The organism is Streptantibioticus silvisoli, assembly GCF_027947535.2.
In the GTDB taxonomy this organism is placed as follows: Bacteria; Actinomycetota; Actinomycetes; order Streptomycetales; family Streptomycetaceae; genus Streptantibioticus_C; species Streptantibioticus_C silvisoli.
On record NZ_JAAGKO020000004.1, the window covers coordinates 186,476 to 200,813 of the forward strand.

The 14,338-nt window shown below is 74.5% G+C and carries 13 protein-coding genes; 12 read left to right on the forward strand and 1 reads right to left on the reverse strand.

Annotated elements, in window-relative coordinates; all coding sequences use genetic code 11:
- The first annotated feature begins 320 nt into the window (after nt 1-320).
- Entirely contained in the window at nt 321-1,160 is an 840-nt protein-coding gene (locus POF43_RS04845; RefSeq protein ID WP_271326070.1) for an aldose epimerase family protein, read from the forward strand.
- A 250-nt stretch (nt 1,161-1,410) separates the two neighbouring features.
- Here the strand turns inward: POF43_RS04845 and POF43_RS04850 are convergent, their stop codons facing one another.
- A complete protein-coding gene (locus tag POF43_RS04850) occupies nt 1,411-2,895 on the reverse strand; it encodes an MFS transporter (protein WP_271325699.1) in 1,485 nt (494 codons plus the stop codon).
- 54 nt (nt 2,896-2,949) lie between these two features.
- On the opposite strand from POF43_RS04850, the gene POF43_RS04855 reads away from it, so the two are divergent.
- The 11 genes from POF43_RS04855 (at nt 2,950) to POF43_RS04905 (ending at nt 14,212) form a co-directional block, all read left to right on the forward strand.
- On the forward strand, nt 2,950-3,738 hold the full coding sequence (locus tag POF43_RS04855) for an AraC family transcriptional regulator (protein WP_271325698.1): 789 nt from the start codon (nt 2,950-2,952) through the stop codon (nt 3,736-3,738).
- A gap of 207 nt (nt 3,739-3,945) precedes the next feature.
- On the forward strand, nt 3,946-4,482 hold the full coding sequence (gene pyrE / locus POF43_RS04860) for an orotate phosphoribosyltransferase (RefSeq protein ID WP_271317858.1): 537 nt from the start codon (nt 3,946-3,948) through the stop codon (nt 4,480-4,482).
- Between the two features lie 370 nt (nt 4,483-4,852).
- Nucleotides 4,853-5,875: a class II fructose-bisphosphate aldolase gene (gene fbaA, locus POF43_RS04865; RefSeq protein WP_271317857.1), complete on the forward strand. Its 1,023-nt coding sequence runs from the start codon at nt 4,853-4,855 to the stop codon at nt 5,873-5,875.
- 374 nt (nt 5,876-6,249) lie between these two features.
- Entirely contained in the window at nt 6,250-6,663 is a 414-nt protein-coding gene (locus POF43_RS04870) for a DUF3151 domain-containing protein (RefSeq protein WP_271325358.1), read from the forward strand.
- A 131-nt stretch (nt 6,664-6,794) separates the two neighbouring features.
- Nucleotides 6,795-7,643 (forward strand): tryptophan 2,3-dioxygenase family protein, encoded by an 849-nt coding sequence (locus tag POF43_RS04875; RefSeq protein WP_271317855.1) that lies wholly within the window; start codon nt 6,795-6,797, stop codon nt 7,641-7,643.
- Nucleotides 7,636-8,964: a kynureninase gene (gene kynU, locus POF43_RS04880; protein ID WP_282704423.1), complete on the forward strand. Its 1,329-nt coding sequence runs from the start codon at nt 7,636-7,638 to the stop codon at nt 8,962-8,964. Before POF43_RS04875 ends, kynU begins: the two co-directional genes overlap by 8 nt.
- Nucleotides 8,961-9,695, forward strand: a complete 735-nt coding sequence (locus POF43_RS04885) for an alpha/beta fold hydrolase (RefSeq protein ID WP_271324724.1) — start codon at nt 8,961-8,963, stop codon at nt 9,693-9,695. Before kynU ends, POF43_RS04885 begins: the two co-directional genes overlap by 4 nt.
- Nucleotides 9,692-10,894, forward strand: coding sequence for a cytochrome P450 (locus POF43_RS04890; RefSeq protein ID WP_271316739.1), 1,203 nt, complete (start codon nt 9,692-9,694; stop codon nt 10,892-10,894). The genes POF43_RS04885 and POF43_RS04890 overlap by 4 nt, the downstream gene beginning before the upstream one ends.
- A 312-nt stretch (nt 10,895-11,206) precedes the next feature.
- A complete protein-coding gene (locus tag POF43_RS04895; RefSeq protein ID WP_372515835.1) occupies nt 11,207-12,418 on the forward strand; it encodes an ice-binding family protein in 1,212 nt (403 codons plus the stop codon).
- 242 nt (nt 12,419-12,660) lie between these two features.
- A complete protein-coding gene (locus POF43_RS04900; RefSeq protein WP_271324723.1) occupies nt 12,661-13,215 on the forward strand; it encodes a DUF5819 family protein in 555 nt (184 codons plus the stop codon).
- Nucleotides 13,205-14,212: an HTTM domain-containing protein gene (locus tag POF43_RS04905; RefSeq protein WP_282704424.1), complete on the forward strand. Its 1,008-nt coding sequence runs from the start codon at nt 13,205-13,207 to the stop codon at nt 14,210-14,212. The genes POF43_RS04900 and POF43_RS04905 overlap by 11 nt, the downstream gene beginning before the upstream one ends.
- The last annotated feature ends 126 nt before the right edge of the window (nt 14,213-14,338 follow it).

The window sequence follows — 14,338 nt, forward strand, 5'->3', positions numbered from 1 at the left end:
CTCGCGTACGACCAGCGTCCGGTCCGACCAAAGTCCGTTCCCGCGTCGGGTTCGCCGTGCGAGCGGTGCCGCTCCGGCGCGCTGTTCGCCGTGCGGCGAGTCGGCCTCGTTGCGGGGCCCCGGCGGCACCCGGTCCCGCCTCTCCGTCCGGCACCCGGTCCCGCCTCGGGTCATCCGGCACCCGGACCCGTCCGCCCGACGACCCGACCCCCACCCGCTCCCGCTCCCGCCTGGGACCCCCGTACCGGCGTCGTGGTGGTCCGGGTGATCGTGGCGGGCGGTGTCCTTCGGGGGCGGGCGGGCCCCGGTAGATTCGGGGCATGACCGAGACCCCCCGGGCGGCCGACGCCCTGTCCTCCCCCGTTCGACTGACCGCGGGTGACGTCGAGTTGACGATTCGTCCGCAGGCCGGCTGCCGTATCGGCGGTCTGCGGGTCGGCGGCCGGGAACTGCTGCGTCAGGGTGACAAGTACGGCGCGTTCCCGATGGTGCCGTGGTGCGGGCGGACCGCGCTGGGCAGGTTCCGCAACGGCGCCGTCACGCACCAGTTGCCGATCAACTCCGCGCCGCACGCCATCCACGGCACCGGTCGCGACACCGTCTGGCGGCAGGCCCCCGGCGGCACCGAGCGCACGGCCGCGTTCACCTACGACCTCGCCGACCCGTGGCCGTACCCGGGCCGGGTGACGCAGACCTTCGAGCTGACCGAGGACTCGCTGACGCTGGGGATGGCGGTGGAGACCGTCACCGACGTGCCCGGCGACTCGTTCCCCGCGCAGGCCGGCTGGCACCCGTGGTTCAAACGCAACCTGGGCGACGGCGGCGCGAACGTCACCGTGGCCTTCGACGCCGCCTGGCAGGAGGAGCGCGGCGACGACCACCTGCCGACCGGCAAGCGCATCGACCCGCTGCCCGGCCCCTGGGACGACTGCTTCGGCATGCCCGACGGCGTCGACGTCACCCTCACCTGGCCCGGCGAGCTGCGGCTGCGCGTCACCAGCCCGTCCCCGTGGGTCGTGGTCTACGACGAGCAGGACGCCGCGGTCTGCGTCGAGCCGCAGTCCGGCCCGCCCAACGGCCTCAACACCGCGCCCCGGATGGTCACCCCGATCAACCCCCTGGAGATGGCGGCCACCTTCGCCTGGGAGCGCCTGGGCTGAGCGCCTGGGCTGACGGCCCGCGACCCGCCGTGGGCGGGGGCCGGGGGCGGGCCCGGTGCCGCGCGCCCCCGGCCCCCGCCGCGCGCCGACCCCGGTCCCCGACGCCCCCGCCCCGCCGCGCCCCGCCGCACCCCGACTCCGACCCCCGCCGCGAGCCCCCGCCCCCGCCGCCCCCGATCCGCCGATCCCGACACCCCGACACCCCGACACCCGTCCGCGCGCCGGGTGGACGACCCCGTCGCGGGGCGTCTCACGGCGCCGTCCGGCCGCCCGCCGCGTTCACCGTGTAGGTCCGGAACGGGCGTACCGCCAGCGCGCCGGCCAGGACGAGGACGACGCAGAGCATGGCGCTGCCCGACCAGGCGATGCCCACGGTGGTGGCCGCCGCCATCGCTCCCGCGCGCAGGTCGCCGAGCCGGGGGCCGCCGCTGACGACCACGGTGAAGATCCCCTGCATGCGGCCGCGCATCTCGTCCGGGGCGTGGGTCTGGAGGATCGTCTGGCGGTAGACGGCGCTCACCAGGTCGGCGGCGCCGGCCAGTGCGAGCAGGGCGACGGCGAGCCACAGCGTGCGGGCGAACCCGGCGAGGGCGATGGCCACCCCCCAGCCGACCACCGCGACGGTGAGCGCCACACCCTGGCGGCGTACCCGCCCGATCCACCCGCTGCACAGTCCCGCCAGCACCGACCCGATGGCGACCGCCGAGTACAGCCAGCCGATCCCGCCGTGGAACCGGGTGGCCGCCACCTGCGGGAACAGGGCGTTCGGCATGGCCAGCACCATGGCGGCGATGTCCACCCCGAACGACATCAGCAGCACCGGCCTGCCGCTGATGAACCGCAGCCCGTCCAGGACCGCCAGCAGACCGCGGCGGGCCGGGGCGTTCTCCGGGCGGATGGAAGGCAGCCGCAGCGTCGAGTAGAGCGACACGGTGAACAGCACGGCGTCCACCCCGTAGGCGAGGGCGTACCCGTGCGGGAGCCCGACGAGCACCCCGGCGGCCAGCGGTCCGAGGACCGATCCGATGTTGCCGACGGTGAAGCTCAGCGTGTTGGCGGCCGGCACCAGGCCGGACGGCACGATGCGCGGGATGATCGCGCCGAGCGTGGACGAGGATATGGCGGAGCCGCCCGCCTGCACGGCGACCAGCGCGAGGATGAGGCCCACCGACCGGACGCCCAGCAGCGTCTGGACGAGCAGAGCGAGGGTCACCGCCCAGGTCACCAGTGACGACCACAGGCACAGCAGCCGCCGGTCCACCACGTCGGCGATCGCGCCGCCGTAGAGGCCGAGGACGACGATGGGCACGAACCCGGCGAGCCCGGCCAGCCCCACGTACAGCGACGAGTGCGACAGCGCGTAGATCTGCACCGGGATGGTCACCTGGGTCACCATCGTCCCCACCAGCGACGCGCCCTGACCGGCCAGGACGCGTCGGTAGGCCGGCACGGCGAGCGGCCGGACGTCGACGGCGGCACGGCGCAGCCGGCCCAGCAGCCCACCGGCCGCCCCGCGGCGCCCGGCCGTCCCCGGCGTGCCGCCGCCGCCCGGGGGACGGGCCGCCGGGGCGTCGTCGAGGGTGGCCGGGCCGCCGGAAAGGGTCGTCGGGCTGCCGGAGAGGCGTGTCGGGTCGCCGGAGAAGGGTGCCGGGTCGCCGGGGAAGGTCGTCGGGTCGCCGGGGAGGGGCCCCGGCCCGGTTCGCGGCGGTGCGGAATCACCTGGTGCTGTCGCCATGGCGTCACGGTGTCATGAGCACCGCCAGTCGTGCTTCCGTTATTCTGCCGTTCCATGTCGCGGAACGGCCAACCCGGGATCGCCCCCACCAGCACGCACACCCACGCCTCCGGCGAGATCATCGCCCGGCACCGCCACGACCACCACCAGCTCATCCACGTCAGCACCGGCGTGCTCGCCGTCCAGACCGACGCGGGGGCCTGGGTCGCCTCGTCCGGCCGCGCCGTGTGGACCCCCGCCGGCACCTGGCACGAGCACCGGGTCCACGGGCGGACCTCCGTGCACACCGTCGGCTTCCCGGCGGACGACGCCCCGCTGCCGACCGGGTCGCCGACCGTCGTGGCCGTGGACGGTCTGCTGCGGGAACTGCTCGTCGCCTGCACCGGACCCGGCCTGCCGGACCCCGAGGCCCGGCGGATGCGGGCGGTGCTGACCGACCGGCTGCGCCGCGCCCACGTCCAGCCCCTGACGCTGCCGATCGCCCGCGACCCCCGGCTGGCCCAGGTCTGCCGGCTCGTCGCCGAGGACCTGACCCGGCCGCGCACCGCGGCCGCCCTCGCCCGCCGGGCCGGGGTCGGTGAGCGGACGCTCGCCCGGCTGTTCCGGACCGAGTTCGGCACGACCTACCCGCAGTGGCGCACCACCACGCGTGTCTTCCACGCGATGATCCACCTCGCCGAGGGGGCGACGGTCACCGAGACCGCCCGGCGCTGCGGCTGGGCCACGACCAGCGCGTTCATCGACACCTTCGCCCGGACGATGGGCCAGACCCCCGGTGCCTACCGCGCCGCGGCGGGTTGCGCGGACCACCGTCCCACCGCCGCCCCGCCCGGCGCTCCGTGAGGGCCCGCCCCTTCCGGGGGACCCGACGGGTTCGACAGCACCGCCCGGTGCCCTGGCTCGCGGCGCCAATCGCCCCCCGCGATCCGCACGCGGCCGTCGCCGCCGCCCGTCCCGCCCCCGCACCGCCCGTCCCGCCCCCGCACCGCCCGTCCCGGCCCCGCTCCCACCGGTTCACCACCGCCGGCGTCGGCTCGTTACCCTCGTCGCATGACTGACGCCCGTGAGGCTCTGCTGCGGCAGATCAAGGAAAAGGCCGTGGTCCACGGCAAGGTGACGCTGTCCTCGGGGCTGGAGGCGGACTACTACGTCGACCTGCGCCGGGTCGCGCTGGACGGCGCGGCGGCGCCGCTGGTGGGGCAGGTCATGCTCGACCTGACCGCCGACCTGGAGTACGACGCGGTCGGCGGACTGACGCTGGGCGCCGACCCGGTGGCGGCCGCCATGCTGCACGCCGCCGCCGCGCGGGGCCGTTCGCTGGACGCCTTCGTGGTCCGCAAGACCGGTAAGGCGCACGGCCTCCAGCGCCGCATCGAGGGCCCGGACGTCGCCGGCCGCCGTGTGCTGGCGGTCGAGGACACCTCCACCACCGGCGGTTCGGTGCTCACCGCGGTCGAGGCGCTGCGCGAGGCGGGCGCCGAGGTGGTCGGCGTGGCCGTCCTGCTCGAACGCGGCGCGGCCGGTGCGATCGCCGACGCCGGGCTGTCGTACCACTACGCCTACGGGGTGGGCGACCTCGGCCTGTAACGGCTGACGGAGGGCCCGGGCGCCGGGGGTGGGGGTCTGCGGAGGCCCGGGCGTCCGGGGTGGCGGTCAACGGAGGCCCGCGCAACGGTCACCGCGGGTCCGCGCAACGGTCAACGGAAGCCCGGACAACGGCCCGCCGCCAACTCACCCCCGGCAAACGCCTGGCGGAAGCCCCTGGAACCGGGCGGGGCGGGACCCGTTGAGCCGGGCGGGTGTTTCACGTGAAACACCCGCCGCCGCCCAACAGTCGTACAAACGCCCCCAAAACGGGGTATGTGCCTCGGTCGCCGCGTCTGGAAGGATGAGGGCGACAACGGCGTCGAGAGAGCCCCTGAAGCACCGCACACCCGCAAGTCCAAGGAGCGGACACATGCCCATCGCAACCCCCGAGGTCTACAACGAGATGCTCGACCGGGCGAAGGCAGGCAAGTTCGCCTACCCGGCCGTCAACGTGACCTCGTCGCAGACCCTGCACGCCGCGCTGCGCGGTCTCGCCGAGGCGGAAAGCGACGGCATCGTCCAGATCTCCACCGGTGGCGCGGAGTTCCTGGGCGGTCAGTACAGCAAGGACATGGTCACCGGCGCGGTCGCGCTGGCCGAGTTCGCGCACATCGTCGCGGAGAAGTACCCGGTCAACGTGGCGCTGCACACCGACCACTGCCCGAAGGGCAAGCTCGACAGCTACGTCCGCCCGCTGCTGGCCATCAGCCAGGAGCGCGTCGCGGCCGGCCGCAACCCGCTGTTCCAGTCGCACATGTGGGACGGCTCGGCGGAGAACCTGGCCGACAACCTGGACATCGCCAAGGAGCTGCTGGCCCAGGCGGTCAAGGCGAAGATCATCCTGGAGATGGAGATCACCCCGACCGGCGGCGAGGAGGACGGCGTCTCCCACGAGATCAACGACTCCCTCTACACCTCCGTCGACGACGGGTTCCGCACCGCCGAGGCGGTCGGCCTGGGCGAGAAGGGCCGCTACCTGCTGGCCGCCTCCTTCGGCAACGTGCACGGCGTCTACAAGCCGGGCAACGTCGTGCTGCGCCCGTCGATCCTGAAGGAACTCCAGGACGCGGTCGGCGAGAAGTACGGCAAGCCGAGCCCGTTCGACTTCGTCTTCCACGGCGGCTCCGGCTCGACGATCGAGGAGATCAACGAGGCGCTGGAGTACGGGGTGGTCAAGATGAACATCGACACCGACACCCAGTACGCCTTCACCCGCCCGGTCGCCGGGCACATGCTCGCCAACTACGACGGCGTGCTGAAGGTCGACGGCGAGGTCGGCGACAAGAAGACCTACGACCCGCGCGTGTGGGGCAAGGCCGCCGAGGCCGGCATGGCCGCCCGCGTCGTCACCGCCACGGAGAACCTGCGGTCGGCCGGCAAGAAGCTCAAGTAGCCGCCGCGGCACGGGCGCGGCACACCGCGGACCACGCACCGCACGCGTCATCGCACCGCCGGACGGACGCGGAGACGCAACGCCTGACGGGCGCGGAGACGCACCGCCGAACGCGCCGCGGACGCGCCGCCGCCGCACCCGTGCCACCCGCACCAAGCACCGCACCCCGCACCACCGCAATCGCACCACCGCACCCGCACCACGTACCACCGCACCACGCACCGCAATCGCACCACGCACCACATCGCAACCGCACCACCGCACCGCATCCGCACCCGCAGCGTGCTCGCGGCGTGGCCCGCGCACGGCCCCGGAGACCTTGGTCCGCCGGGGCCGTGCCGCGTCCCGTCGCGGGAACCGGCAGACTGGAAACCATGGCTACACACGAGAACCTGCTCGGGGGACCCGCCCCCACCCACCTTCCCGACGACCCGGAGCCGCGTGACCTGCTCGCCTCCGGCGCCGCACCCGCGGACGTCGCGGCGAAGTACCCGTCGTCCTCCCTCGCGTGGGCGCAGCTCGCCGACGACGCGTTCGAGACGGGCAACACCGTGGCGTCCTACGCGTACGCCCGGACCGGCTACCACCGCGGGCTGGACGCGCTGCGGCGCGCGGGGTGGAAGGGCCACGGCCCGGTGCCGTTCGAGCACGAGCCGAACCGCGGCTTCCTGCGGGCGCTGCACGCGCTGGCCCGCGCGGCGCAGGCGATCGGTGAGAGCGAGGAGTACGAGCGCTGCAGCACGTTCCTGCGCGACTCCTCCCCGACCGCGGCCGACACGCTGGGCTGACGGACCCGGGTGACCCCCCGCGCCACGTGCGGGGGGTCACTCCGGCAGACCTTGCGGTCCGGCCGGGCCATGCGGAAGATCTCCGCATGGCCCCCGGCGATCCCGTGGGGCCGCAATGAACGGAGAAAGTGATGTCCGTACCGCCCCCCGAGGCCCGAAACGAAGCCGGACCGGAGACCCCGAACCTCGACTTCGAGGGCACCACGCCCTACGAGGACTACGTCCAGGCCGACGTCCTCACCCATCTCCAGCACCCGCTGTCGGACGAGCCGGGCGAGATGGTCTTCCTGGTGGCCACCCAGGTGATGGAACTGTGGTTCACCGTGCTGGTCCACGAATGGCAGGTCGCCTGCGAGGCGCTGCGCCAGGACGAGCTGCCGGTCGTGCTGGAGGCGCTGCGCCGCAGCACGTGGGAGCTGGAGTCGCTCAACGCCTCCTGGAAGCCGCTGGCCCACCTGACACCGGTCCAGTTCAACGCCTACCGCGCGGCGCTCGGCGACGGTTCGGGGTTCCAGTCCGCGATGTACCGGCGGCTGGAGTTCCTGCTCGGCGACAAGTCGGCGTCCATGCTGGTGCCGCACCGCGGCGCCCCCCGGGTGCACGCCGAGCTGGAGAAGGCGCTGTACGAGCCGAGCCTGTACGACGAGGTGCTCGGCTACCTGGCCCGCCGCGGCCACGCCGTCCCGCCGGAGGTCCTCGGCCGCGACCTGTCCGCCCGCTACGTGCCCGACCCGCGCGTGGAGCAGGTCTGGGCGAACGTCTACGCCGGCGGGCAGGACACCCCGGAGGTGCGGCTCGGCGAGGCGCTGACCGAGGTCGCCGAACTCGTCTGGCGCTGGCGCAACGACCACCTGGTCGCCACCCGCCGCGCGATGGGCGCCAAGTCGGGCACCGGCGGCTCGGCCGGTGTCGCCTGGTTGGAGAAACGTGCCGCCAAGACCGTCTTCCCCGAACTGTGGACGGCCCGCAGCCATGTCTGACGCCCCCGAGGACACCGCCGCCCACCCCCCGCACGCCGCCCCGGTCACCGCCGGCGCAGCGGAGCAGACCGCACCGGCCACCACCGGCGCCGCGCAGCAGACCACCCCCGGCGCCGCGCAGCGGACCCCCACGTTGGACGACCGCGCCCGCGCGCTGGACGGCGCCGATCCGCTGGCCGCGGTGCGGGACCGGTTCGCGCTGGACGACACCGTCTACCTGGACGGCAACTCGCTGGGCGCGCTGCCCACCGCGGTCGCGGACCGGCTGCACCGGGTGGTGACCGAGGAATGGGGTGCGCTGCGCATCCGGTCCTGGACGGAGTCGGGCTGGTGGACGGCGCCGGAGCGGATCGGCGACCGGATCGCGCCGCTGGTGGGCGCGGCGGCCGGGCAGATCGTGGTCGGCGACTCCACCAGCGTCAACGTCTTCAAGGCCGTCGTCGGCGCGGTCCGGCTCGCCGGGCAGGACCGCGACGAGATCCTGGTCGACGCCGCGACCTTCCCGACCGACGGGTACATCGCCGCCTCCGCCGCCCGGCTCACCGGCCGCACGGTCCGGCCGGTGGACGCCGCCGCGATGGCCGGCGAGATCGGCCCGCGTACCGCCGTCGCGCTGGTCAACCACGTCGACTATCGCACCGGACGGCTGCACGACCTGCCCGGCGTCACCGCCGCGGCGCACGCGGCCGGCGCGCTGGTCGTGTGGGACCTGTGCCACAGCGCCGGCGCCCTGCCGGTCGGACTGGACGCGCACGGCGTCGACCTCGCGATCGGATGTACGTACAAGTACCTCAACGGTGGGCCGGGCGCGCCCGCGTACCTCTACGTGCGGCGCGACCTCCAGCCGCGGTTCGACTCGCCGCTGCCGGGCTGGAACTCGCACGCCGACCCGTTCGGCATGACCCCCGGCTACCGGCCCGCCGACGGCGCGGCGCGCGGCCGGGTCGGCACGCCGGAGATCCTGTCGCTGCTGGCGCTGGAGACCGCGCTGGAGGCCTGGGACGGCGTGCGGATCGAGCAGGTGCGGGCCAAGAGCCTGGCGCTGACCGACTTCTTCCTCGACTGCGTCGCCGCCCTGGTGCCCGCCGGCCGGGTGGAGCCGGTGACGCCGGCCGCGCACGCCGAACGCGGCAGCCAGGTCAGCCTGCGCTGCGCCGGCGCCGGTGAGGTGATGCGGGAGCTGATCGCCCGCGGGGTGGTGGGCGACTTCCGCCGTCCCGACGTGCTGCGGTTCGGCTTCACGCCGCTGTACACCCGGTATGCCGACGCGCTGCGCGCCGCCCGCGTCCTGGGCGAGGTGCTGGCCGGGGACGCCCGGTGACCGGCGCCGCGGCCCGCGTCGCGGGGGAGTGGCCGGCGCTGGCCGCCCTGCCGGCGCCGCCGCCCGCGCGCACCTGGCGGTACGGGCCGCACGCGTCGCAGGTGGTGGACTTCCACGGCGACCCGGCCGGCCCGCGGGTGACCGTGCTGCACGGCGGCTACTGGCGTCAGCGCCACGACCGCGGCTACCTGGCGGCGACCGCCGGCGCGCTGGCCGCCGAGGGCTACGCGGTCGCGCTCGCCGAGTACCGCCGGGTCGGCGGCGGCGGTCGCTGGCCCGAGATGTCGGCCGACGTGGCGGCGGTGGTCGCGGGCGCCTGGCCGGACGGCGCAGCCCAGGTGCTGCTGGGCCACTCCGCGGGCGGCCAGCTCGCGCTGTGGGCCGCGCACCGGCTGCCGGAACGGGTGCGCGGCGTGGTCGCCGTCGGCCCGGTGGCCGACCTCGCGCTGGCCCGCGAGCTGGGGCTGAGCGACCACGCCGTCGACGAGCTGCTCGGCCCGGACGGCCCGCTGGACGACGCCGACCCCGGGCGGCTGCTGCCCGCCGCCCGGCCCGCGGTGCTGCTGCACGGCACCGACGACCCGGACGTGCCGGTGGAGCTGTCCCGCCGGTACACGGCCGCCTCCGGCGCGGCGCTGCGCGAGCTGCCCGGCACCGGGCACTTCGCGGCGCTCACCCCCGGCAGCGCCGCCTTCCCCCATCTGCTCGACGCCCTGCGGGAGTTCGCGTGACCGCCTTCGACCCCTGGTCGCCCGCCTTCGTCGCCGACCCCTACCCCGCCTACGCCGCACTGCGCGACCGCGGCCGGGCGGTCCGGTTCGAACCGACCCGGCAGTGGCTGGTGCCGCACCACGACGACGTCAGCGCGCTGCTGCGCGACCGGCGCCTGGGCCGCACCTACCAGCACCGGTTCAGCCACGAGGAGTTCGGCCGCACCCCGCCCCCGCCCGAGCACGAGCCGTTCCACGTGCTGAACGGCAACGGGCTGCTCGACCTGGAGGCGCCCGACCACACCCGCATCCGGCGGCTGGTGTCGAAGGCGTTCACCCCGCGGACCGTCGAGCGGCTGCGGCCGACCGTGGAGTCGCTGGCGTCCCGGCTGGCCGACGACCTGGTGGCGGACGGCGGCGGCGACCTGCTGGCCCAGGTCGCCGAACCCCTGCCGGTCGCCGTCATCGCCGAGATGCTCGGCATACCCCCGCAGGACCGGGAGCCGCTGCGGCCCTGGTCGGCGGCGATCTGCGGCATGTTCGAGCTGAACCCGGACGAGGCCACCGCCGCCGCCGCGGTCCGCGCCAGCGAGGAGTTCTCCGGCTACCTGCGCGGCCTGATCGCCCAGCGCCGCGCCCGTCCCGGCGACGACCTGGTCAGCGCGCTGATCGCCGCCCACGACGGCGGTGAGACGCTCACCGAGCAGGAGATGGTCTCCACCTGCGTCCTGCTGCTCAACGCCGGCCACGAGGCCACCGTCAACACCACGGTCAACGGCTGGTGGACGCTGTTCCGGCACCCCGAGCAGCTCGCCGCGCTGCGCGCCCGCCCCGGCCTGCTGCCCACCGCCGTCGAGGAACTCCTGCGCTACGACACCCCGTTGCAGATGTTCGAACGCTGGGTGCTGGACGACATCGAGCTGGGCGGCACGGTGATCCCGCGCGGCAGCGAGGTGGCGCTGCTGTTCGGCTCCGCCAACCACGACCCGGCGCACTTCACCGACCCCGGCCGCCTCGACCTCGCCCGCGAGGACAACCCGCACGTCACCTTCGGCGCCGGCATCCACTACTGCCTCGGTGCGCCACTGGCCCGCGTCGAACTGCTGGCGTCCTTCGGCGCGTTGCTGCGGGCGGCACCCGGACTGCGGCTGGTGCGCGAGCCGTCGTGGAAGCCGGGCTACGTCATCCGCGGCCTGACCGAGCTGCTCGTCGAGGTCTGATCCGGTACCCGGGCCCGTCCCACCTCCCCCGGCGGGGGCGGGGCGGGCTCTGCCGTGTCCGAATATGAAAATAAGCCCGTATGACAATTCACCCGGATGCGCCGCCGCGCGTCCCCGGTGAATCCGTGACGTCCGCATAGCGTTCTCGTGGAATATGCCGAGCAAGTGTCTCTCCGCCGGAGAGTCGCGACGGGAACGCATTGCCCTTTACCGGAATTCGACCGTGCGTCTGTCATCGCTTCTCGGCGACCCAGAAACCGTCGGAACGTTCTGAAGGGGTCAGTCGTCACCATGAAAAAGAAATCACCTGGCGTGCCGAGACGGCGCGCTTTCCACGCCTGGGGCGCGTCGGCCCTCGTCGTGAGCCTCGCGGCGGCGTGGGCGGCCTTCACGCCGGCCGGGGCGAGCGCGATCGGGGTGGCCGTGCCGCTGGGTACGACCAGCAGTTTCGCGGTCCTGGCCGGCCAGAGCGTCACCAACACCGGCCCCTCCGTGATCACCGGCAACGTCGGCGTCAGCCCGGGCACCTCGGTCACCGGATTCCCGCCCGGCACGGTGAACGGCGTCATCCACTCCGCGGACGCGGTCGCCCTCCAGGCGCAGACCGACCTGACCGCCGCCTACAACAACGCCGCGGGCCAGGCGCCGGACGCCAACATCGCCGGTGACCTCGGCGGTCTGACGCTGACGCCCGGCGTCTACCACGGCTCGTCGTCGATCGGCCTGACCGGCACCCTGACGCTCGACGCCGAGGGCGACCCGAACGCCGTCTTCATCTTCCAGATCGGGTCCACCCTGACCACGGCCTCCGCCAGCCGGGTCGTCCTGATCAACGGTGCCCAGCCGTGCAACGTCTTCTGGCAGGTGGGCAGTTCGGCCACCCTGGGCACCAACTCCACCTTCGTGGGCAACATCCTGGCCCTCACCTCGATCTCGGCCACCACCGGCGCGACCGTCGACGGCCGGACGCTGGCCCGCAACGGGTCGGTCACGCTGGACACCAACACCATCACCCGCTCGGTCTGCGGCAGCGCCACCACCGGCGGCACGACGGGCGGCAACACCGGTGGGAACACCGGCGGCACGACGGGTGGGAACACCGGTGGTACGACCGGTGGGAACACGGGTGGTACGACCGGCGGGAACACCGGTGGTACGACCGGTGGGAACACGGGTGGTACGACCGGCGGGAACACGGGTGGCACGACCGGTGGGAACACCGGCGGGACGACCGGCGGCGGAGGGGGCGGCCACCACTGCGGCCGGTACCACCACTGCGGTCACCACCACCACCGTCCGCACCACCACCGTCCGCACCACGGCGGGTTCGACCACGGTGGGTCCGACCACGGCCGGCGGCACCACGGCCACCGCCCGTACGGCACCCCGGGCACCGGGTTCGGCGGCTCGCAGGGCGGCTCGGCCGGTGAACTCGGCGCCGGCGCCGGCCTGCTGGCCCTGACCGCGCTGGGCACCGGAGCGTACGCCGTGCGCCGCCGCGGCCCGCGTACCGCGCGGATCTGACCCGCGTCCGCACCCCCACCGTGCCGTGGCTGCTCCCGGGGACGGACCACCGTCCCGGGGAGCGGCCGCGGCGCGCGCTCGCCACGCCTGCGCCCCCGGCCGGAAAGGAAGAGATGAGCAGTACTGACCGCCACCGTGCGACAAGCACCGTTCCCGCGCCGGCACCGGCCGTGACCGGAACGGCGGAACCGGATGTCCCGCTTTCCCGCACGGCCGCAATCATCATCGCCGTCGGAGCGGCCGTGTGCGTCACCACGGCCCTTGTCCACCTGTGCCTGGTATTCCTCTACAACGCGCCGCCGAATGTCGTGTCCCAGCGATATCAGCGGCAGATCAACGCGTGGATCTATCCCTATTTCGAGCAGAACTGGCAGATGTTCGCGCCGAATCCGGAATCCGCGCCGCAGGAGGTCTGGGCGCGCGCCGCGACGACCTCGGCCGGCGGCACCCGGCGGGCCGGCCGCTGGCTGGACCTGACCGCGCAGGACACCGCCGCCGTCCGGCACGACCCCTTCCCCAGCCACACGGCGCAGAACATGCTGCGCCGGGCGTGGTCCCTCTACTCCACCGCCCAGGGGACCGGTGACGAACCCGGTCCGGAGCGGGCCCGCATGCTGCGGCGGTACCTGGCCGGCATCGCCGCCCAGCGGCTGGCCGCCCACGGCTCCGGCGCGTTCGACGCCGTCCAGCTGCGCGTCGACACCACCCCGATCGGCCTCCCGGGAAGCCCGGGCCCCCGCACGCCCTCCAGCACCCAGATCCTCCCGTGGTGGCAGGTGACCTCCCATGGCCGCTGACCGCACCCCCGACCCGGTCACCCGGGCGTTCACCCTGCTGACCGAACGAGCGGTCTCCCTGCACGCCGCCGCCGTGCTGCGGGCCGGCTACGGACTGCTCTACCTGGCGTTCCTGCTGCGCGAGTTCCCGCACCGCGACGAGATCTGGGGGCCCGGTTCACCGTGGAGCCCGGCGCTCGCGCGAGAACTCCAGGGCCGGACCGGCTGGTTCAGTGTCCTGACCCTCAGCGACCGCCCCGCCTGGTTCGCGTGCTGCTACGCGTTCGCCCTGCTGGTCTGCGCCCTGTTCGCGCTGGGCTGGCGGACCCGGGCGCTGTCCGTGCTGTTCGCCCTCGTCGTGACGTCCTTCCACGGCCGGGCCATCCTCATGACGGACGGTGGCGACAACCTCATCGTCCTGATGGCCGTCTACCTGGCGTTCACCGCCTGCGGCTCCCGCTGGTCGCTCGACGCCCGCAGACGCGGTCGCCGCCCGGCGCGTCCCGCCGTCCGGCAGGCCGCCCTGGTCCGGGTGCGGCTGCGTACCGTGCTGCACAACTGCGCGATGTTCGTCATCGCCGCCCAGGTCTGCGTCCTGTACGGCTCCACCGGCCTGTACAAGGTCCAGGGCGACCAGTGGCGGGACGGCACCGCGCTGCACTACGTCCTGCACCTCGGCCTGTTCCAGCCGTGGCCGGCGCTGTCCCACCTCGCCGACCAGCACCCGCTGGCCCTGGCGGTCACCGGGTACCTGACCGTCCTGGTCCAGGTGGCCGTGCCGTTCGCGGCGTTCAGCAGGGCGAAGTACGCGGTCCTGGCGCTGCTGCTCGGCATGCACCTGGGCATCGCCGTGCTCCTGGGGCTGCCGGTCTTCTCCGGCGCCATGATCGTCGCCGACGCGGTCTTCCTGCCGGACCGCTTCTTCCGCTCCCTCCGCCGCCCGGACCGCTCCCGCCGCCCCGGCGCCGCCCCCGCCGTACCCGCCCCCGCGGTGCCCGACGTGCCGGCCCGGGTCTGACGCCGGCCCGCCCGCCGATCCGGTGCGGTGCGGTGCGGGCGCGCGAACGGGTGGGCGCACGGCGGCCGTTCACCGCCGCACGCCCACCCGGACCGCGAGAACGTCCTCCCCCGCCGGACGCCCGGA